Genomic DNA, 18,757 nt, shown 5'->3' on the forward strand with positions numbered 1-18,757 from the left:
CGGTTTCCTACGGATCCGTGTTGATGACATCAATCCCGGCGAGCACCACCGAACCGTAGGAGACTGGCTTGCCAGCGATGGCGGCGTCGGATTAACCCGGCATGCACTGGAAGTCCGCGGTCTGCGCCAGTTGCTTGCCGTGCGAATCTTCCAGGCGTGCGCTGACTTCCTCACCCAGGCTCGACTCCACCAATTGATAATGCTCGCCGGCCTTGAACTGGTTGTAATGGACCTTGCCGGAACAATCTTCCTGGTTTGAATCACCCATCGGATTTTCGAACAGCGTTACGTCCAGGTCATGCGCGCCGGGGGCCACCTCAAAATAACGACCGTCTTCGATTCGCTTGCCGTCCACTCTTTCCGCCAACATGTCGTTGGGTGCTTCTTCCTGCAGGCCGATCCAGGCGAGCGCAGGATCGGGCTGGGGCATCGGACCCACGCAGGCGGACAACAAACAGACCACACTCAGGCCGGGAACCAACAGCAAATGTTTAAGCATCATTGAATGATCCTTTATTCGAAAAAACCGACTTACGAGCATTGGAAGCTGTCGCTTTGCGCGACTTGTTTGCCGTGTGAATCCATCAGGCTGAAACTGGCCGTCTCGCCTTCGCTGGAAGCGCTGACCTGATAATGCTCACCGGCCTTGAAGTTGGCGTAGTCGAGTCGGCCCATGCAGTTAAGGTCGCTGGAGTTGCCGTCAGCGCCACTGATCAGTGTCATGTCCAATTGATGAGCGCCCGGTCCGACTTCAAAATAGCGACCGTCGTTAACGCGCTGACCGTCAATTTTTTCCGCCAGCAAGTCGTTACTGGCAGAGGGTTGCAGGCCAATCCAGGCTTCGCTCGGATCAGCCGCAGGCATCGGCCCTGCACAGGCTGATAACAGACACACAAGACTTAAACCCGAGACCATCAACAGCGATTTACACAGCATCGAAAACACCTCGCAATCAGGCGCCGAGGCCGCCGCCTGGAGTGACGGTGGGCTATCGGCTTGAGGTGCAGAGTGGCGAGGCTGCGCGGTTCGGACAAATGAATCCGCATGAAACGAATTTCAGATAATCGTTAAAAGATTCTTCATTCTGCTGAAGGCAAATCTTTAAGTAACAAACGCAAGACTGCCGAGGTTTGCAATTAAACACCTCGGAGGTTTACGGCATGCTCGGGCTGGTAAAGACTGCACTGCTCAAGCCCTACACGTTTATCGTGCTGGCAATTTTCATCTGCATCATCGGGCCGATGGCGGCTTTGCGCACGCCCACCGATGTGTTTCCCGACATCGGCATTCCGGTGATCGCCGTGGTCTGGCAGTACAACGGTCTGTCGCCGCAAGACATGGCCGGGCGAGTGATCTACACCTATGAGCGTTCGCTGAGCACCACGGTCAACGACATCGAACACATCGAGTCGCAATCGCTGCCGGGCATGGGCATCGTCAAAATTTTCTTCCAGCCGGGTGTCGATATCCGCACGGCCAATGCCCAGGTCACAGCCGTTTCACAGACGGTACTGAAGCAAATGCCGCCGGGTATCACGCCGCCGCTGATCCTCAACTACAGCGCCTCGACCGTGCCCATTTTGCAAATGGCGTTCTCCAGTCCGACGCTGTCGGAGGCGAAAATCCGCGACCTGGTACAGAACAGCATTCGCCTGCCATTGACCTCGGTGCCGGGGGTGGCAATTCCCACGCCGATGGGTGGCAAACAGCGCCAGATCACCCTCGACCTCGACCCACAAGCGCTGGCTGCTAAGGGGCTTTCCGCACAAGACGTGGGGAATGCACTGGCCGCGCAAAATCAGATCATTCCGGTGGGCACTGCCAAGCTTGGGCCTAATGAATACACGGTGCTGTTGAACAACAGCCCCAAAGCCATCGATGAACTCAACGACCTGCCGATCAAAACCGTGGATGGTGCGCTGATCACCATCGGCCAGGTCGCCCACGTGCGTGACGGTTCGCCGCCGCAAACCAATATCGTGCGGGTCGATGGTCGTCGCGCGGTGCTGATGCCGGTGCTGAAAAACGGCAATATTTCCACGCTGTCGATCATCGACGGCATTCGGCAGATGTTGCCGCGCATCAACGAAACACTGCCGCCTTCGCTCAAGACTTCACTGCTGGGCGACGCCTCGGTGTTCGTCAAGCAGTCGGTGGGCAGCGTGGCCAAGGAAGGCATCATCGCGGCGTTGCTGACCAGCGCGATGATCCTGCTGTTTCTTGGCAGTTGGCGCTCCACGCTGATTATCGCGGCCTCGATTCCATTGGCCGTGCTGTCGGCCATCGCGCTGTTGGCGGCCACCGGCCAGACCCTCAATGTGATGACGCTGGGCGGGCTGGCGTTGGCGGTGGGCATTCTGGTGGACGATGCCACGGTAACCATCGAAAACATCAACTGGCATCTGGAGCAAGGCAAAGCGGTGAAGACCGCGATCCTTGATGGCGCGAAGCAAATCGTCGGTCCGGCCTTCGTTTCGTTGCTGTGCATCTGCATCGTGTTCGTGCCGATGTTCCTGCTGCAGGGAATCGCCGGTTACCTGTTCCGCCCGATGGCGCTGGCGGTGATTTTTGCCATGGCCAGCTCGTTCATTCTCTCGCGCACGCTGGTGCCGACACTGGCGATGTTCCTGCTTAAACCGCATGTGCCTGAACAAGGCCCCGGGCATCATCCGGAAGATCAATTCATTAACCATCACGAAGGCGAACAACACGGCACACCACGCCATCCGCTCCTGCAACGAGTGCTGAATTTCCAGCAGGGTTTCGAACAACGCTTCTCAAACCTGCGCGATGCCTATTACGGCTTGCTTGAGTTGGCCCTGGAGTACCGCAAGCGGTTTCTACTGGGTTTCCTGACCTGTGTACTGGCCTCTTTCGCGCTGCTGCCAAGCCTTGGCCAGGATTTTTTCCCGGCGACTGACGCCGGTGCGCTAGCGCTGCACGTGCGGTTGCCTTTAGGCACCCGCATCGAAGAAAGCGCGGCGGCGTTCGACCGGATCGAGGCACGAATTCGTGAAGTGATTCCGGCTGCGCAACTGGACACCATCGTCGACAACATCGGCATCCCGCTGAGCGGTATCGACATGGCTTACAGCAACAGCGGCACAATTGGCCCACAGGACGGGGATATCCAGGTCACCCTGAAGGCCGATCACAGCCCCACCGCCGATTACGTGCAACGCTTGCGCGAAGCATTGCCAGACAGTTTTCCCGGCAGCCACTTTGCCTTTCTTCCTGCCGACATCAGCAGCCAGATCCTCAATTTCGGTGCACCGGCACCTTTGGACGTGAAGATCTCCGGGCCCAACGGCGACGCCAACCGCGCGTATGCCATAGAGCTGGAGCGACGCCTGCAGCATGTCACCGGGATCGCAGATCTGCGTATCCAGCAATCCACCGGTTATCCGTCGCTGCAGGTCAATGTTGATCGGCTGCGCGCCAATGGTTTGGGGATCACCGAGCGCGATGTCACCAACAGCATGGTCGCCTCCCTGGCCGGCAGCTCGCAGACGGCGCCGACCTTCTGGCTGAACCCGGCCAATGGCGTTTCCTACGGGGTGGTCGCGGCCACGCCACAATATCGCCTCGACAGCCTGCCCTCGCTAGAGGCCTTGCCGGTGACCGGCAGTGATGGGCAATCGCAGATTCTCGGCGGTGTGGCGAGTATTTCGCGGGTACAGAGCCCTGCTGTCGTCAGCCACTACAACATCATGCCGACCCTGGATGTGTACGCCAACGTGCAGGGCCGTGACCTCGGCGGTGTGGCCGGGGATATCCAGAAAATCCTCGACGACACGGCCTCGTTGCGGCCTAAAGGTGCGGTGATCAGCCTGCATGGACAAATCGATGCCCTGCACGAAGCGTTCAGCGGCCTGAGCTTCGGCCTGCTGGGTGCCGTGGTGCTGATTTACCTGCTGATCGTGGTCAATTTCCAGTCGTGGGTCGACCCGTTCGTGATCATCACGGCCCTGCCCGCCGCCCTCGCCGGCATTGTGTGGATGCTGTTCCTCAGTGGTACCTCGTTATCAGTGCCGGCCCTAACCGGCGCCATTCTGTGCATGGGCGTGGCGACGGCCAACTCGATTCTGGTGGTGAGCTTTTGCCGGGAGCGCCTGGCGGACCATGGCGATGCGCTGAAGGCCGCACTGGAGGGCGGTTACACCCGTTTTCGCCCGGTGTGCATGACCGCCCTGGCAATGATCATCGGCATGTTGCCGTTGGCACTGTCCGAGGAGCAGAACGCGCCGCTCGGCCGAGCGGTCATCGGTGGCCTGATCCTCGCCACCACCGCCACCCTGTTATTTGTGCCCGTGGTTTTCAGCCTGGTCCATGGACGTCATTCATCTCGCACTGCTGTTGAAGAAAATTTTGCTGGAGAAAGCACCCATGTCGACTGAACAAAAACCTTCGCGCAAGCGCCTGATGCTGGTGGGCATCGGTGGCCTGACACTGGCCGCACTGCTGGTTGCCAATGGCCTGGCCGCCCGCACTCGCCATGAAAACGCGGTAGCGGCCTGGACCGAAACCGCGGCTATGCCGTTGGTCAGCGTGTTCCAGCCACAACAGAACGTGCACGGCGACAGCCTGCGGTTGCCGGCGCACTTGGAGGCTTGGAGTAAAGCGCCGATCCACGCCCGGGTCAGCGGCTATCTGAAGGACTGGAAGACTGACATCGGTACACAGGTAAAAGCCGGCCAGGTACTGGCGGATATAGACAGTCCGGACCTTGATCAACAGGTGGCTCAAACCCATGCGCGGCTGATTCAGGAACAGGCCAATGCGCGCCTCGCCGAAACCACCGCGACACGCTGGCAGAACTTGCTGGCGACGCATTCGGTGTCTCGTCAGGAGGCTGACGAAAAACGCTCCAACGCGGCCGCCGCCAAGGCCAATGCGCAGGCTGCGGCGGCGGACTACGCTCGTCTTTCGGCGCTGGAAGACTACAAAACCATTCGGGCGCCGTTCGCCGGCACCATCACCGCGCGCAACACCGATATCGGCCAGTTGATCAAAGCTGACAACGACAGCGATCCCGAGCTGTTCGACATCGCCGACACCCATCAACTGCGCCTGTATGTACCGGTGCCGCAAAACTACGCCAGCGTGATCCGCCCCGGCATGCTGGCGCAATTGGTGGTACCGGAACACCCGGGCCAACATTTCAGTGCGCGGCTGGTAGGTGACTCCACCGCGGTCGACCGCCGCTCTGGCACCTTGCTTGCGCAATTTATCGCAGACAACCCGGACGGCGCCTTATTGCCGGGTGACTATGCCGAGGCCACGTTGCAAATTCCGGCGGATACCCACGGTGTCAGCATTCCCGCCAGTGCGCTGATCTTCCGGGCGCAAGGCACTCAGGTCGCGGTGCTCGACCCGGCCAACCACGTCCATCTGCGTGATATTCATATCGGCCTGGACTTGGGCGAGCGCCTGGTCATCGACCAGGGTCTGAAGCCTGCGGACCGCATCGTCGACAACCCGCCCGATGCGTTACGTGAAGGCGATGCGGTGCAACTGGCCGACGCCGGAGGTGCTCATGTTCCCAAGGCTTGAACCACTGGCCGCAGCACTGACGGTGGCGCTGCTCCTGCAGGGCTGCTCACTGGCCCCGACCTACAAGGCGCCCAGCATTGATTTGCCTGCGAAGTACCGCGAACACACCCGCGACGGGCCGTGGCATTTGGCGAGTTCCGGCCAGCAACTGCCCGGGCAATGGTGGCAGTTGTATCAAGATCCTCAGCTGAACGAGCTGCAGCAGCGTCTGTTACAGGCCAACCCGGACCTCGCGGCGGCGCTTGCACACTTTGATGCTGCACAAGCGTATGCCGGTCAATTGCATGCAGGGCTGTTCCCGCAAATCACTGCCAGCGCCCAGCCAGTGCGACAACGCCAGTCGGACGGCAAACCGTTACGCGGGAGCAATCAGCCCTCGGTCTACAGCAGCAACACCGCAGGTTTTGCATTGAACTTCGACCTCGACCTGTGGGGAAAAATTCGTAACCAGGTGGCGGCCGGTGACGCGCAAGCCCAAGCGTCGGGGGATGATCTGGCCGCCGCCCGATTGAGCCTGCAACAACAGCTGGCAACGCTGTACATCCAGCTCGATGGCCTGGATGCCCAGCAAGTAATTCTCACCCGTTCTCTGGATGCTTACACCCAGGCCCTGCAACTGACCCGCGACCGCTACCAAGGCGCCATCGCATCAGAACTGGACCTGACCCGCGCGCAGAGTCAATTGGCCGAGGCCCGAGCGCAACTGGACGAAGTGCGCGCGCAACGCAACCTGACCGAACATGCAGTGGGTGAGCTGGTGGGCGAACCGGCGAGCGTGTTTCAGTTGCCGGCAAGCCATTCGGTGCTGGGCTTGCCTCAAGTTCCCAATGAGTTGCCCAGTACCCTGCTGCAACGCCGGCCGGACATCTCGGCGGCCGAACGCCGGGTGTTTGCTGCCAACGCATCGATCGGTGTAGCCCGTGCCGCGTGGTACCCGGACTTCAGCCTGACGGGCCTGCTTGGCGGGCAAACCGCCGGCAGCGGCAATCTGCTGGCGGCCGGTAATCGCTACTGGGCACTCGGGCCGCTGGTCAACCTGCCGATTTTCGATGGCGGACGGCTTGATGCCAACGAGCGCCAAGCCAAAGCCGAATTCGAAGAAGCAGCCGCGCATTACCGCAGTCAGGTGCTACGGGCGGTGCGTGAAGTCGAAGACAACCTGGGTCAACTGCGCGACCTGCAACAGGAAGCCTTGGATGAACAAGCCGCCGTCAGCGCAGCGCAGCACACTCAAACACTGGCCATGAACAGCTATGAAGCCGGCGCGGTGAATTACCTGGACGTGGTCACCGCACAAACCTCGGCGTTGCAGGCCCAGCGTCGATTACAGACATTGCGGACCCGGCAGTTGCAGGCCAGTGTCGGTTTGATGGTCGCCATGGGCGGAGGCTGGAGCAGCGGTCGCTGACATCGCTGTAACCCTGTGGGATTGGGGGCGGATCCAGAGCACCGCCAATCCCAAAACTGACGACCCGAAGTGAATCTCCGTATAATCGCGCTCTTTTACCCGAAGGCACCCCGCTCGTGGCAGATAAACGGTACAGCTGCATTGGTTTGTATAACCCCAAATCACCGGAGAACGTCGGCTCGGTGATGCGTGCCGCCGGTTGCTACGGCGTGGCTTCGGTGTTCTACACCGGCAAGCGATATGAACGTGCCGCCGACTTCGTAACGGACACCAAACGCGTCCATTACGACATTCCGCTGATTGGCATCGACGACCTGAAAAAGATCCTGCCTCTGGGGTGTGTACCCGTAGCGGTGGAGCTGGTCGAAGGTGCCCGCTCATTGCCCGAATACACTCACCCGGACCGTGCGCTGTACATCTTCGGCCCCGAAGATGGAACGCTGGATCAAGAGATTCGTGACTGGTGTGAAGACGTGGTCTACATCCCGACCACTGGCTGCATGAACCTCGCGGCCACCGTCAACGTGGTGCTTTACGACCGGATGGCCAAAGGCCTGAACACCCGCTCGGGACCGAAATTCCGCTGAACCACCGCACATTCGATGGAACAAGCCACCTGCTTTGGCAGTCAGCTTAATTATCCATTCTTGAAGCCTGGAGACAGATCATGAGCGAACTCAAACGCGTAGAGCGCATCGAATCCACCCCATTTCAGACCTATCCGGATCAGAACGTACACGGCTGGGAACGCATTGGTTCCTTGGCCGGGGGCGTGCTGATGATGGGCAAAGGCCTGCGTCGCGGCGGCGTATTCGGGCTTATTCAGGTCGCCATTGGCGGTGTGGCGCTGGCGCGCGGCATTACCGGGCACAGCTCGGCCAAGAGCCTGCTGGAAAAGAGCCGTCAGGACATGAACAACGTGCGGGCGAAAATTCAACGCGCCGGTGAAGAGCTGAGCCAATTAAAGGCGAACGCCGAATCGGCGACCAAGACTGCCACGGTGACGGGCAATGATTCCTTGAAGTCGCCTAAAGCCTCGGTTTGATCTAAAGGCTTGCTCGCGAGCGCGGTATTAATGAAGCAACTCGGTACCAAGGACGGTGGACGATTCACCGATCACGCTTTCGCTGAGCTGGACGAATTCCTTGGTATCGATGCTTCCCAAGTGCATCGCTGCGCGCAGCACGTCGTCCAGCGAACGCTTGTTGCGGGTCTTCAAGCGAATCTCGCGGTCCAGATCCTGAAGCAATAACACAGCCTTCGAAATCTGTGCCGGGCTAATCTGTTCGCCACGCAAGGTGGTGACCTTCTGGCTGTCCTTGGTCAACTTCTTGTTCAAACTCTCAAAGCGCTCATCGCTCATGCCACCCGCGCGGCGCACCAGTTCGATGGCGTAGTACTCAGCAAAACCTTCGCTGATCCAGTCACTGCGCTGTTTGTCGTTGATCCGCCCGAACACTTGGGCCAATTCACGCACCAACGCGCTACTGCCGCTTTCGCTGACCAACGGCATTCGCGTGTTCAGGTAGATGGACTCATGGCCGGCTAGGCTGCCGCGCCACATCGGATCGCTGGCGCCGACAATCAACAGTTTGCTTGGATGACGGGGAAACACCGCTTGCACCTGCGGCCAGACAAAGGTGAGCAGTGTCAGCACGTCCATGCGGCGCATGCCCTGGCCTTGAGGCGAGGCGACAGTGACTTCGGTTTCCCCCAGGCGCGTACGGCGACTGCCAAGTTTGCCGGCCAGCATCCAACCGGTCGGCCGATCAAACAACCGGGACACGTTATTGATCCGGAACTTGTTCTTGCCGATGCGCGGCCAGGCGGTTTCAACGCTCTTCCAGCCGGCGGGCAATTCAAATTCAAGGCGTGATACCAACTCGATGCCGTCCTGCTGGTCGAGTTTGGCCGCAGGCACCAGGTCATCGCCGCGCATCAACGCCCACGTCGGGGTCATGCGCGCGTCGAAGCTGCCGTTCTTCAAGGCATGGCTGACGCGCACGCGGTAAGTCAGGCTGGCCTTGTCGGCGGCCGGACGCCACACGCCACGTGCGTGAGCGCCGGGTGTCAGTTGCCATTGGCCATCGGCCTTGAAGTCGCTGTAATGGCTGCCGTCGCCCAAATCGAAATCCAGGCTGCGCACTGCTGAACCCTGGGCCAGGGTCAACCGCACTTCAGCCTGATCACTTTGTGGAAAAAGCCGCACGTGATAATCCAGATCAACTTTCTTCGCCGCCCATAACGAAGAACTCAAGGCCAACAACCCGACGCCCAACGCCAGCCGCCATCCCACAGCCATACACTCTCCTTGGTGAAACGTTAACCCGCACGGAAAATCAGGTGATCTTCCCAATCGTCTTCGGCCACGCTGCCTTCGGCCAGCATGCGCCCGGATTGTGAAATTCGTTCGTGATGCACTGCATCGCGATCCCCGCTCACCAGGTGGTGCCAGTGCGGTAAATCCTTGCCCTCACTGACCAGGCGATAACCGCAGGTCGGCGGCAGCCATTTGAACTCATCGGCCTTGCCCGGCGTGAGCTGGATGCAATCGGGCACAAAGTCGCGGCGATTAGGGTAATCGGTGCACTGGCAGGTCTTCAGGTCCAGCAATTTGCAGGCGATGCGCGTGTAATAGACGCTGTTGTCGTCTTCATCTTCAAGCTTTTGCAGACAGCACAAGCCACAACCGTCGCACAGCGATTCCCATTCCTGTGGATCGAGCTGATCGAGGGTTTTGCGCATCCAGAACGGTTCGACTTTGGCAACCATGGCTCAAGCATCAACATCAGGTAATGAAAAGGCCGCCAGTCTAGTGCGCAGAGGCCCGCGGGCCAAGCACTGGCGACTGCCGGTAGAACGTGCTTGTCAGTTAACGCGCCGCCCAGTAGGGTTTTGCGTCGTCCCCACTTCTTAAAACGTAGCAAGGAACTCCGCATGAGCGCCAATCCACGCGTTGCCGATTACGCCATCCACCCGCAATTCACTGATCGCTGGTCGCCTCGCGCGTTTACCGGCGAAGCCATCCCGGAAGAAACCTTGCTGAGCTTCTTCGAAGCGGCGCGCTGGGCGCCATCGGCGTACAACTCGCAACCTTGGCGTTTCCTGTATGCGCGCCGCGATACGCCGAACTGGGAGCGTTACCTGGGTTTGCTGAATGAGTTCAATCGCAGCTGGGCGCAACATGCCTCGGCACTGATTATCGTGGTATCGAAGACCACGTTCACTGCACCTGGCGCAACCGAAGAAACACCGGCCCTTTGGCACACGTTCGACACGGGTTCGGCCTGGGGTCATCTGGCCTTGCAAGCGAGCATCAGCGGCTGGCATACCCACGGCATGGCCGGTTTCGACCAGGAATTGACCCGCAAGGAGCTGAACATTCCTGAAGGTTATGCGCTGCACGCCGCCGTGGCGGTGGGCAAGTTGGGTGACAAAGCGACGCTGGCGGAGTACCTGCAGGCACGTGAAGCGCCAAGCCCGCGCCGTCCGCTGAGCGAGTTGGCGGCTGAAGGCGACTTCAGCCTGTAAGCCACGCTGCGCTACCTCTTCAGGCGCGAGCTTGCTCGCGATGGTGTGTCAGATACACTGACGACAACTGACACATCATCGCGAGCAGGCTCGCTCCCACAGTTAGACGCGTGCATTCAATAACCGCGATTGAAATCCACTTCCCCGCGCAGCGCTTGACCCGCCTCATAGGCACGCAGGTTCTCGACGAACAGGTTCACCATCATCGTCGGTGACGTCGGCGCCGAACTGTGACCGGTCAGCAACAAGCCCCAAGCCGTCCAGAAAGGATGACGTTGCGGCAACGGTTCCTGACGGCAAACGTCGATGACTGCGCCGGCCAGATGCCCCTCTTTCAAGGCTTCCACCAAATCTGCATCGACCACTGCGACACCGCGCCCAACGTTGATGAACAACCCGGTCGGCTTGAATTGCTTGAACAGCGCTGCGTCATACAGATCGTGGGTTGTCGGCGTATTGGGCAGCAGATTGATCACGTAATCCACTTCACCGACCAAACGCGGCAAGTCGGCCAGGGCCGCGACTTCGATAAACGGTGCCTGCTCGCGGGCTTCACTGGCGATGCCATACAACTCGACGCCAAACGGCAACAGGAACTGCGCCACCGTCTGCCCGATGTCGCCGGTACCGACGATCAACACTTTGCGCCCTGCCAGGCTTTGGCCCAGGCGATTGTCCCATTTGCGCTCGACCTGGCTAACCAGTCGCGGCAGCACTTCGCGCTCGTGACCGAGCATGTAGGTGAGCACGTATTCAGCCATGACCTGGCCGAAAATCCCCACTGCGCGGGTCAGTCGGTAGTGCCGTGGCAAGCCGTCAGCCAACAGCGGCGTAATGCCAGCCCAGGTCGACTGCAGCCATTGCGGTTGGTGCCCCTGACGCAGCAGGGTCGCCAGTAAATCCGGCTGGCCAAGCCAGATCGGACAATCTGCGGCGTGGCTGGCCAGTTCAGCGGAATCGCCGCTGGTCAGCACTTCCAGTTCGGGAGCCGCCTGACGCAACAGTTGGGCATACACAGGGTGGTCGTGTTCAGCTATCAGAACGCGCATGGTTCAAACCTTTCAAAAACAGTGCAGATGGCCGTCGACGGAGTATCGCTCCGTCGTCCTGACCAACGCCAAAATCATTCCAGTATTTCATTGTGGCTCTGAACAGAACCTGTCTGCCGCTTACATCGGATCGTTGCGGCGCAACAATTCTTCCGGCAGATGCTCAATGTATTCATCTTCAGCCGGCGGCATTTGCAGGTGATAGCCCTGCTTTTCAAGGTTCTCCAGCACCAGCGTGATGTCCTCGCGAGACAGCTTGCGCTCGGGCGTCAACACCAGGTCGAAAGCGTGGTGCGGTTTGCCGAAGGCCGCCATCAGACTTTCCGGGACGCGCTCCAGTGCATCGCTTTTAAGCACATAGAGGTACATCTCGTTTTTCTTCAGGCTTCGGTAGATGGAGCAAATACGTTTCAAGGCTGTTCTCCGGCGGTAGCCAGGCTGTCTAACAACGCCTGGCCCATCAATTCGCGGCGCCAGCCACGCAGCGAATCAGGCAATTGATAAGGGCCCATCGGGAAGCCGCTTTTGAGCAGCGCTTCCAGGGTTTTCTTGCGCAGCATCAGTTCTGGCGCGATGTTCAGACGCTCGGCTTCGGCCTGGCCGATCGCCCGCAACTGCTTGACCAGCACAGCGGCATCGACCGGTAATGGCTCCGGCACCGCTGGTGGCCATTGATCAGGCGACACACTGCCTGCGCGCTTGATCAGATCAAGCAGAAATTCGCCGTCCTGACGCACGGTACGCGGGTGCATGTCTTCGATTTTTGCCAATGCGCCGAGGTTGTCCGGTTGAGTCCGCGCCAACGGCCACAACGCGTGTTCACGTACGATGCGGTTGCGCGGCAGATCACGGGCGCGGGCTTCGTGCTCACGCCAGGCGCAGAGTTCGCGCAGCACAGCGAGTTGGGCGCGGGAGAGTTTCCAGGCCAGTTTGGCGTCGCGGTAAACCTCGTAAGGGTCGACTTCACGGCGCAGGTTGGCCACCAACTCGGCACCGTCCTCCAGCACCCAATTGTATTTTTCGTCAGACAGCTTGGGACGCAGGCGTACGAAAACTTCCGCCAGGTGCAAGGCATCTTCAGCGGCATAACTGATTTGGGTGTCGGACAGCGGACGCTGCAACCAGTCGGAACGGGTTTCGCCCTTGGGCAGGTCGATGCCAAGCACTTCCTGCACCAACCGCGAATAGCCCATCGAAAAACCGAGGTTCAGGTACGCAGCGGCCAATTGGGTATCAAACAATGGCGCCGGCAGGCTACCGGTCAGGCGCAGCAATACTTCGAGGTCTTCGCTGCACGCGTGCACCACTTTGACCACGGCCGGGTTTTCCAGCAACGCGGCCAAGGGCTGCCAATTGTCGATGGTCAACGGGTCAATCAGGTAGGCGCGTACACCGTCGCCAATCTGAATCAGGCCGGCGATCGGGTAGAAAGTGTCGACCCGCATGAATTCGGTGTCGAGGGCAACGGATGGCAGCTGCTGCCACTCGGCGCAAAACTGACCGAGGCTATCGTTGTCGCGAATCCAGTGAATATCGATGGCCACACGGCTCTCCCTTGAAGAATGGCGCGCAGTATATATCGCCCCCGGCGATTTCCGCGCATCCACTGAACAAGAGCTTTAGCGAAAACACCTGCCCGACGGCAAGAAATGTCTGACAAGCGGAGGTTAGCTCGCCTTACGAAGGACGTAGACCCGCATCCGGGCACAACCCGGCAGGAAGTCCTGATGGCTGAGCAAGCTGAAGCCGGCCTGCCGGAACTCGGCTTCAACCACAACCCTGCTCGTCAGATGTTGAGCCGCAGCCCCTTCTGCGCGGGTGCGCCGACCTTTGAAGCGTGCGCCGATGCGCACTGCGACGATCACCGTGTCGCGGCTTACACGATGAAACTCGCCAAGCATCGCCAGACGATGTTCCGGGTTGGCTATATGTTGAAACAGTCGCATGCAAAAAATGCAGTCAACCGCATTGGCGGACAAGCCGATGTTGAACGCCGAACTCTGAAAGGTCTTGATCCGCTTGAGCAGGCTCGGCGAATGATGGGTCTGCGCATGGTTGAGCATCTCCTGGGACGGATCCGAGGCGAGAATCACCCGATTCGTGTGTTCCGCCAGCACCGACCAGAACCGCCCGGCGCCGCAGGCCACATCGAGGATCAGGCCAGGTTCGCCGGCAACTTTCAGCGCATTGCGCACCAGTTGCTCGTCGCGCCAGAACGCCAGGCGCCCGCCCAGACCGCGCGGTCGCGGTTGAAGGCAGACGCGAGCATGTTCCTGGTCATAGCGCCGGGCGAACTCAAGCTCGATGGCTGATGGGGGCTGGGCGGGCATGTGCAGTGGCTCTTGTTGGAGTATTTACCGAACCGCAGGGTAGCGGCCAACGCGTGAAAATTAAGTCGAAGCACTCACTCTTTGGCCAGAACGCCATCGATTACCGCCCCACGGCATCCGGCAAACATATCCAGATCCCGGTTGTAGACCTTGCTGCTGACTTCCAGCAAACCAAGCATCGAGTGAAACAGGTTGTCCTGGCTCAGGGGTTTGTCACGGCCTAGTTGCAAGCAATGAGTGTCTACCGAGAACGATTTTTGATAGCTGTCGGAGAACCAGGCAAGCATCGCTACATGCTTTTGTTGTTCCGGTGCCAGCAAGTAAGGCGTGCCATGCAGGAACAAGTTGTACTCGCCCAGGGATTCGCCATGGTCTGACAAATAAAGCATTGCGGTATCAACCTTGTCCTGGTTGCTGCGCAACAAGTCGATCAAGGTCGACAGCACGTGATCGGTATAGACCAAGGTGTTGTCGTAACCGTTGACGATACTGTCGCGGCTGCAGTTGTTCAGGGAGTTGCTCTCACACACCGGGGTGAAGTGTTCGTATGCCTTGGGGTATCGCTTGAAGTAGTCCGGACCATGGCTGCCCATCTGATGCAGTACCAGCACCGTGTCTTTGTCCAGGTTATCAATGAAGTGCTGCAGGCCCTGCAACAGGATTTCATCGCGGCATTCACTGTTGGCGCATAACGCAGGGTCTTTCAGGTTGCTGACGTCGTCGACCGTAACCCGGTCGCACGTACCCTTGCAGCCAGACTGGTTGTCACGCCAGATCACGTCCAGCCCCGCACGCTTGAGCACATCCAGCAGGCCTTCCTGGTTCTGCGCCTTGCTGGCGTTGTAATCCTTGCGCCCCATGTCGGAAAACATGCAGGGCACCGATACCGCGGTTTCCGTGCCGCACGAATGCACATCGGTGAATGCGATCAGGCCGGACTCTTTTTCCAGTGTCGGCGTGGTATCGCGGCTATAGCCCAGAATGCCGAAATTCTCGGCCCGCGCGCTTTCGCCCACCACCAGTACGGTCAGAGATTTGCGGTCGTGGTTTTTCCAGGCAGGGTTTCTTTGGGCGTCTTCACCGATTTTGACAAAAGGCTGATGGGCTGAGGCGACTTGCTCGCGCAGATAACCAAAGGTTGCCCCGATGTAATTGCTGGGCACTACCATCAAGCGCAATTCATGGTGGTTGCGAAACAGCGAAGACAACCCTTGATAGTTAACCATCGCAACGCCACCAATGACCGCAGCCGAGGCCACGCTCACCAACACTTTACTTAATAGATCACGGTGCCAACGACGGTAATTGATCGGGGTTTTCCACAACAACCACGACGGCAATATACCCAGTAGCAAAATATAAAAAAGCAACGTCAGCGACAGTAAGTCACGAACTTCAGTGATGTTGGTTTCGGCCAGGTTGCGCAACATGCCGGCATCGATCAAAGCGCCGTATTGGCCCATGAAGTAGGCAACGCCGGCACTGATCATGAACATCAGTGTCAGGATCGGTTTGAGCACGGGACGGAAGGCAAGCAACGTCAACACAATGTTGAAAGCGGCGAAAATCATCACCCCGAATGCAACGCGCATGACGACACCCTTGCCGTCAGACGCGGTGATTTCAAACAGGTGCTGCCAGAGCACGAAATTGAAGCCGAATAATAAAAAGGCGCTGGCAATCAGTGTCACCCACTCGGGGCGCACAGGTTTAATTTTCAACATGGTGATCGGCGGGTCCTGAAAAGAAGTGCCTGCAGCCAGATAAAAGTGCATTAGCTGAGACAGCGCCGACTTTAGGCAGTTGACCATCAATTTTTTGTGAAAAAGAAGCCAACGATTAGTTGGCTTGATAAACAAGTTAGAAACTATAAATTTATTTGAGAATGGTTCAGGTTACGTTCAGGCCTGATGCAGGTACCAACGCCAGTCCTGTTCGCCCACCTCGCCCATGAATTGACGATATTCGGCGCGTTTAACCGCCAGGTACACGCCCAGGAATTCCCCGCCAAACGCCTCCCGAGCCCATTGCGAACCTTCCAGCGCGCGCAATGTGGTCAGCCAGTCGGTGGGTAACAGCTCGGTTGCCTGTGCATAGCCATTGCCCTCCACTGGCAAGCCTGGGTCGAGCTGTTCCCGAATGCCGCGATGGATGCCAGCAAGAATCGCTGCAGCAGCCAGGTAAGGGTTGGCATCCGCGCCGCAGATGCGGTGCTCGATGTGCCGGGAAAACGCCGGCCCGCCTGGCACGCGCAAACTGACGGTGCGGTTGTCGACGCCCCAGGTTGCCGCCAACGGCGCATAGCTGTTGGTCTGGAAGCGACGGTAGGAGTTGGCGTTCGGGCAAAACAATAATAACGAGTCGAGCAGCGTCGCAAGCATGCCGGCTACCGCTTGTTTGAGAAGTGGCGTGCCCTCTGCCGCTTCACTGGCAAACAGGTTGTTGCCGTCCTTATCAGCAATGCTCACGTGCATGTGCATGCCAGTGCCGGCCAGGTCATCAAACGGTTTAGCCATGAAACACGCCGCCATGCCGTGCTTGTGAGCGACGCCCTTGACCAGCCGCTTGTAGCGCACCGCCTCGTCCATGGCTTGCAGGGCATCGGCGCGATGTTCGAGGGTAATTTCCACTTGCCCCGGCGCGTATTCGGAAATGGCCGTGCGCGCCGGGATACCTTGCTCTTTGCAGGCGCTGTAAAGGTCAGCCAGAAAAGGCTCGATCTGCTCCAACTCGCGCAAACCGTAAACCTGAGTCGAACGCGGCCGCCCACCATCGACGTCACGTGCGGGCTGCGGCCGGCCGTTGCTGTCGCGCTGCTGATCCAGCAAATAGAACTCCAGCTCGGCGGCCATGACCGGGTAATAACCATCAGCCTGCAGGCCTTCGATGACTTTCGCCAGCAAATGCCGTGGGTCGGCAATCGTCGCCGGCATGCCCTCTTTCGGGTGCATGCTGACCTGTACCGCGGCGGTCGGGATCAAGCGCCACGGCATGCGCGTCAAGCTGCCGCTGATCGGGTACGCCCGGCAATCGATGTCGCCCACGTCCCAAACCAGCCCCGAGTTTTCCACGTCATCGCCGTTGATGGTCAGACCAAGGATGGTGCTCGGCAACGGCCGGCCGCTCTCGTACACCGCCATCAGTTCATCGCGATGCAGCAACTTGCCCCGGGGAACGCCGTTGTTGTCGAGAATGAACAACTCGAACATCTCGATATCCGGGTTCTGTTGCAAAAAGGTCTGGGCTTCTTGTGGGGTGGCGAAGGAGGTTGGAGCGCTACTCATGAGAATTCTCTTTTTTCCGCGTCAGGCAAACGCGCAGGCGTCGCCAGTTTGATCCAGCGCACAGCGCAGGACCTTTAAACAAGCATCAACGGGAAAAGCGAGAATCTGGCGGGCGCGCGTGACGGCAGTGCCATAGCGCCCAAAAAGCTAATTCAGAGGGAAGTGCGACGGGGGAACCGTCCATAGTTAAAACCGCAAAGACCAGATGCACAGCAGCGTCACATGGGCGGTTAAGTCGTTAAATCAGCATTTGAAGAACTTTGGGTGCGGATTGGCTAAACAAACATCCCACCCCGCCCGGATTCGCTGCGGCGCAGAAGTATTTAGTTTTTAAATAAGCCTGCAGACTTTCTGATTTGCGGGGCCTCGGTCTGCGCGCGCCTAATCGGCGCCTGTTGACTAAAGGCCTGATGATGGAAAACGTAAAAGCAACTTCCCGCCCTGCCCTTTTGCTGATGTTCAGCATCGTGCTGGTGGCCCTCAACCTGAGGCCCTCGATGGCGGCTGTCGGCCCGTTGTTGTCGGCCATTCGCGGCGACATTGCGCTGAGTTTCAGCCTGGCGTCGCTGCTGACCATGCTGCCGGTCATGGCGATGGGACTGGCCATGTTCTTTGGCCTGCGCGTCAGCCAGCGGTTGGGACAGATGCGCACGGTGGTGGTGTCGCTGCTGATTATCGGCGTGGCCGCGGTTTCGCGACTGTTTCTTGATTCCGCACTTGAGCTGATCCTCAGCGCAATGCTGGCGGGAATCGGCATCGCGCTGATTCAAGCGATGATGCCGGCGCTGATCAAATCCCGTTTCAGCGACAACGTTTCGCTGTGCATGGGGCTTTACGTCACCGCGATCATGGGCGGTGCTGCGATTGCCGCCTCGTTCGCTCCGGTCGTGATGAACCGCACCGGCAGCTGGCGCATGGGCCTGGCAATCTGGGCGGGCCTGGCATTGCTGGCATTGCTGTTCTGGTGCAGCCAACGCGTGGCCAACCCTGCGCAACATCCGCAGCACTCGCGCAATGAATCGTTCTTTGGCAACTCCCGCGCCTGGCTACTCGCCCTCTTCTTTGGCCTTGGCACCGCGTCGTACACCTGCGTGCTGGCCTGGCTGGCGCCGTACTACGTGGAAAAGGGCTGGAGCGAGCAAAACGCCGGGTTGCTCCTGGGATTGCTGACCGCCATGGAAGTCGTGTCAGGGCTGCTGACGCCTGCCATCGCCAACCGCAGCCGTGATCGGCGTTGGGTGCTGGTGGTGTTGCTGGCGTTGATCATGGCCGGTTTCTGCGGCCTGATCCTCAGCCCGCAACACCTGAGCCTGCTGTGGCCGTGCCTGTTGGGGCTGGGCATTGGCGGACTGTTTCCGATGAGCCTTATCGTGTCGATGGACCATATCGACAATCCACAGCGCGCAGGTGGCCTGACTGCATTTGTCCAGGGCATCGGGTACCTGATCGCCGGCCTCTCGCCGCTGATCGCCGGCATGATCCGCGACCAACTCGGCAGTTTTGAATGGGCCTGGTGGTCACTGACTGGCGTCATGGCGCTGATGATTGTGATGGTATTGCGCTTTGATCCACGGCACTACGCCCGTCATATCCACTGACCCG

The 18,757-nt window shown here is 59.2% G+C and carries 17 protein-coding genes; 7 read left to right on the forward strand and 10 right to left on the reverse strand.

What is annotated here, in order from left to right:
- Positions 1-91: 91 nt before the first annotated feature.
- Both ACQR3R_RS13280 and ACQR3R_RS13285 read right to left on the reverse strand, forming a co-directional pair.
- Positions 92-502, reverse strand: coding sequence for a PA0061/PA0062 family lipoprotein (locus tag ACQR3R_RS13280; protein ID WP_428272741.1), 411 nt, complete (start codon positions 500-502; stop codon positions 92-94).
- A 29-nt stretch (positions 503-531) separates the two neighbouring features.
- Complete coding sequence (locus tag ACQR3R_RS13285) at positions 532-936, reverse strand: PA0061/PA0062 family lipoprotein (RefSeq protein ID WP_428272743.1); 405 nt, start codon at positions 934-936, stop codon at positions 532-534.
- 224 nt (positions 937-1,160) lie between these two features.
- Between ACQR3R_RS13285 and ACQR3R_RS13290 the strand changes: the two genes are divergently transcribed.
- From ACQR3R_RS13290 to ACQR3R_RS13310, 5 genes are all read left to right on the forward strand, one after another.
- Positions 1,161-4,397 carry an efflux RND transporter permease subunit gene (locus ACQR3R_RS13290; protein WP_428272745.1) on the forward strand — a complete coding sequence of 1,079 codons (3,237 nt, stop codon included), beginning with the start codon at positions 1,161-1,163 and terminating at the stop codon, positions 4,395-4,397.
- Positions 4,387-5,553 (forward strand): efflux RND transporter periplasmic adaptor subunit, encoded by a 1,167-nt coding sequence (locus tag ACQR3R_RS13295; RefSeq protein WP_428272747.1) that lies wholly within the window; start codon positions 4,387-4,389, stop codon positions 5,551-5,553. Before ACQR3R_RS13290 ends, ACQR3R_RS13295 begins: the two co-directional genes overlap by 11 nt.
- Complete coding sequence (locus tag ACQR3R_RS13300; RefSeq protein WP_428272749.1) at positions 5,537-6,961, forward strand: efflux transporter outer membrane subunit; 1,425 nt, start codon at positions 5,537-5,539, stop codon at positions 6,959-6,961. Before ACQR3R_RS13295 ends, ACQR3R_RS13300 begins: the two co-directional genes overlap by 17 nt.
- Before the next feature lie 116 nt (positions 6,962-7,077).
- The gene (locus ACQR3R_RS13305; protein ID WP_428272751.1) at positions 7,078-7,548 is read left to right on the forward strand and encodes a TrmH family RNA methyltransferase; all 471 of its coding nucleotides are present in this window, start codon (positions 7,078-7,080) and stop codon (positions 7,546-7,548) included.
- Positions 7,549-7,628: 80 nt separating this feature from the next.
- On the forward strand, positions 7,629-8,006 hold the full coding sequence (locus tag ACQR3R_RS13310) for a YgaP family membrane protein (RefSeq protein ID WP_428272753.1): 378 nt from the start codon (positions 7,629-7,631) through the stop codon (positions 8,004-8,006).
- Positions 8,007-8,033: 27 nt separating this feature from the next.
- On the opposite strand, the gene ACQR3R_RS13315 is transcribed toward ACQR3R_RS13310, so the two are convergent.
- Together ACQR3R_RS13315 and ACQR3R_RS13320 are read right to left on the reverse strand one after the other, a co-directional pair.
- A complete protein-coding gene (locus ACQR3R_RS13315) occupies positions 8,034-9,263 on the reverse strand; it encodes a hypothetical protein (protein ID WP_428272755.1) in 1,230 nt (409 codons plus the stop codon).
- A 20-nt stretch (positions 9,264-9,283) separates the two neighbouring features.
- Complete coding sequence (locus ACQR3R_RS13320; RefSeq protein ID WP_428272757.1) at positions 9,284-9,733, reverse strand: YcgN family cysteine cluster protein; 450 nt, start codon at positions 9,731-9,733, stop codon at positions 9,284-9,286.
- Between the two features lie 165 nt (positions 9,734-9,898).
- On the opposite strand from ACQR3R_RS13320, the gene ACQR3R_RS13325 reads away from it, so the two are divergent.
- Positions 9,899-10,492, forward strand: coding sequence for a nitroreductase family protein (locus ACQR3R_RS13325; RefSeq protein WP_428272759.1), 594 nt, complete (start codon positions 9,899-9,901; stop codon positions 10,490-10,492).
- A gap of 116 nt (positions 10,493-10,608) precedes the next feature.
- On the opposite strand, the gene ACQR3R_RS13330 is transcribed toward ACQR3R_RS13325, so the two are convergent.
- From ACQR3R_RS13330 to ACQR3R_RS13355, 6 genes are all read right to left on the reverse strand, one after another.
- Positions 10,609-11,541, reverse strand: a complete 933-nt coding sequence (locus ACQR3R_RS13330) for an NAD(P)-dependent oxidoreductase (RefSeq protein ID WP_428272761.1) — start codon at positions 11,539-11,541, stop codon at positions 10,609-10,611.
- Between the two features lie 120 nt (positions 11,542-11,661).
- The gene (locus ACQR3R_RS13335) at positions 11,662-11,955 is read right to left on the reverse strand and encodes a YcgL domain-containing protein (protein WP_428272763.1); all 294 of its coding nucleotides are present in this window, start codon (positions 11,953-11,955) and stop codon (positions 11,662-11,664) included.
- Complete coding sequence (rnd, locus tag ACQR3R_RS13340; RefSeq protein WP_428272765.1) at positions 11,952-13,085, reverse strand: ribonuclease D; 1,134 nt, start codon at positions 13,083-13,085, stop codon at positions 11,952-11,954. Before rnd ends, ACQR3R_RS13335 begins: the two co-directional genes overlap by 4 nt.
- 123 nt (positions 13,086-13,208) lie before the next feature.
- Entirely contained in the window at positions 13,209-13,871 is a 663-nt protein-coding gene (locus ACQR3R_RS13345; protein ID WP_428272767.1) for a methyltransferase domain-containing protein, read from the reverse strand.
- Positions 13,872-13,945: 74 nt separating this feature from the next.
- On the reverse strand, positions 13,946-15,595 hold the full coding sequence (locus ACQR3R_RS13350) for a phosphoethanolamine--lipid A transferase (RefSeq protein WP_428272769.1): 1,650 nt from the start codon (positions 15,593-15,595) through the stop codon (positions 13,946-13,948).
- 177 nt (positions 15,596-15,772) lie between these two features.
- Positions 15,773-17,155, reverse strand: coding sequence for a glutamine synthetase family protein (locus ACQR3R_RS13355; RefSeq protein ID WP_428272771.1), 1,383 nt, complete (start codon positions 17,153-17,155; stop codon positions 15,773-15,775).
- A gap of 413 nt (positions 17,156-17,568) precedes the next feature.
- On the opposite strand from ACQR3R_RS13355, the gene ACQR3R_RS13360 reads away from it, so the two are divergent.
- Positions 17,569-18,753 (forward strand): cyanate transporter, encoded by a 1,185-nt coding sequence (locus tag ACQR3R_RS13360; RefSeq protein WP_428272773.1) that lies wholly within the window; start codon positions 17,569-17,571, stop codon positions 18,751-18,753.
- The last annotated feature ends 4 nt before the right edge of the window (positions 18,754-18,757 follow it).

Origin of the sequence: Gordonia sp. IEGM753, from assembly GCF_050321825.1 — a bacterium.
Lineage (GTDB): Bacteria > Pseudomonadota > Gammaproteobacteria > Pseudomonadales > Pseudomonadaceae > Aquipseudomonas.

What these genes read in the sequence shown, in the direction of transcription:
- ACQR3R_RS13280 (WP_428272741.1), bottom strand. Translation starts at nt 502, where the DNA reads ATGATGCTTAAACATTTGCTGTTGGTTCCCGGCCTGAGTGTGGTCTGT.
- ACQR3R_RS13285 (WP_428272743.1), bottom strand. Translation starts at nt 936, where the DNA reads ATGCTGTGTAAATCGCTGTTGATGGTCTCGGGTTTAAGTCTTGTGTGT.
- ACQR3R_RS13290 (WP_428272745.1), top strand. Translation starts at nt 1,161, where the DNA reads ATGCTCGGGCTGGTAAAGACTGCACTGCTCAAGCCCTACACGTTTATC.
- ACQR3R_RS13295 (WP_428272747.1), top strand. Translation starts at nt 4,387, where the DNA reads ATGTCGACTGAACAAAAACCTTCGCGCAAGCGCCTGATGCTGGTGGGC.
- ACQR3R_RS13300 (WP_428272749.1), top strand. Translation starts at nt 5,537, where the DNA reads ATGTTCCCAAGGCTTGAACCACTGGCCGCAGCACTGACGGTGGCGCTG.
- ACQR3R_RS13310 (WP_428272753.1), top strand. Translation starts at nt 7,629, where the DNA reads ATGAGCGAACTCAAACGCGTAGAGCGCATCGAATCCACCCCATTTCAG.
- ACQR3R_RS13315 (WP_428272755.1), bottom strand. Translation starts at nt 9,263, where the DNA reads ATGGCTGTGGGATGGCGGCTGGCGTTGGGCGTCGGGTTGTTGGCCTTG.
- ACQR3R_RS13320 (WP_428272757.1), bottom strand. Translation starts at nt 9,733, where the DNA reads ATGGTTGCCAAAGTCGAACCGTTCTGGATGCGCAAAACCCTCGATCAG.
- ACQR3R_RS13325 (WP_428272759.1), top strand. Translation starts at nt 9,899, where the DNA reads ATGAGCGCCAATCCACGCGTTGCCGATTACGCCATCCACCCGCAATTC.
- ACQR3R_RS13330 (WP_428272761.1), bottom strand. Translation starts at nt 11,541, where the DNA reads ATGCGCGTTCTGATAGCTGAACACGACCACCCTGTGTATGCCCAACTG.
- ACQR3R_RS13345 (WP_428272767.1), bottom strand. Translation starts at nt 13,871, where the DNA reads ATGCCCGCCCAGCCCCCATCAGCCATCGAGCTTGAGTTCGCCCGGCGC.
- ACQR3R_RS13350 (WP_428272769.1), bottom strand. Translation starts at nt 15,595, where the DNA reads ATGTTGAAAATTAAACCTGTGCGCCCCGAGTGGGTGACACTGATTGCC.
- ACQR3R_RS13355 (WP_428272771.1), bottom strand. Translation starts at nt 17,155, where the DNA reads ATGAGTAGCGCTCCAACCTCCTTCGCCACCCCACAAGAAGCCCAGACC.
- ACQR3R_RS13360 (WP_428272773.1), top strand. Translation starts at nt 17,569, where the DNA reads ATGGAAAACGTAAAAGCAACTTCCCGCCCTGCCCTTTTGCTGATGTTC.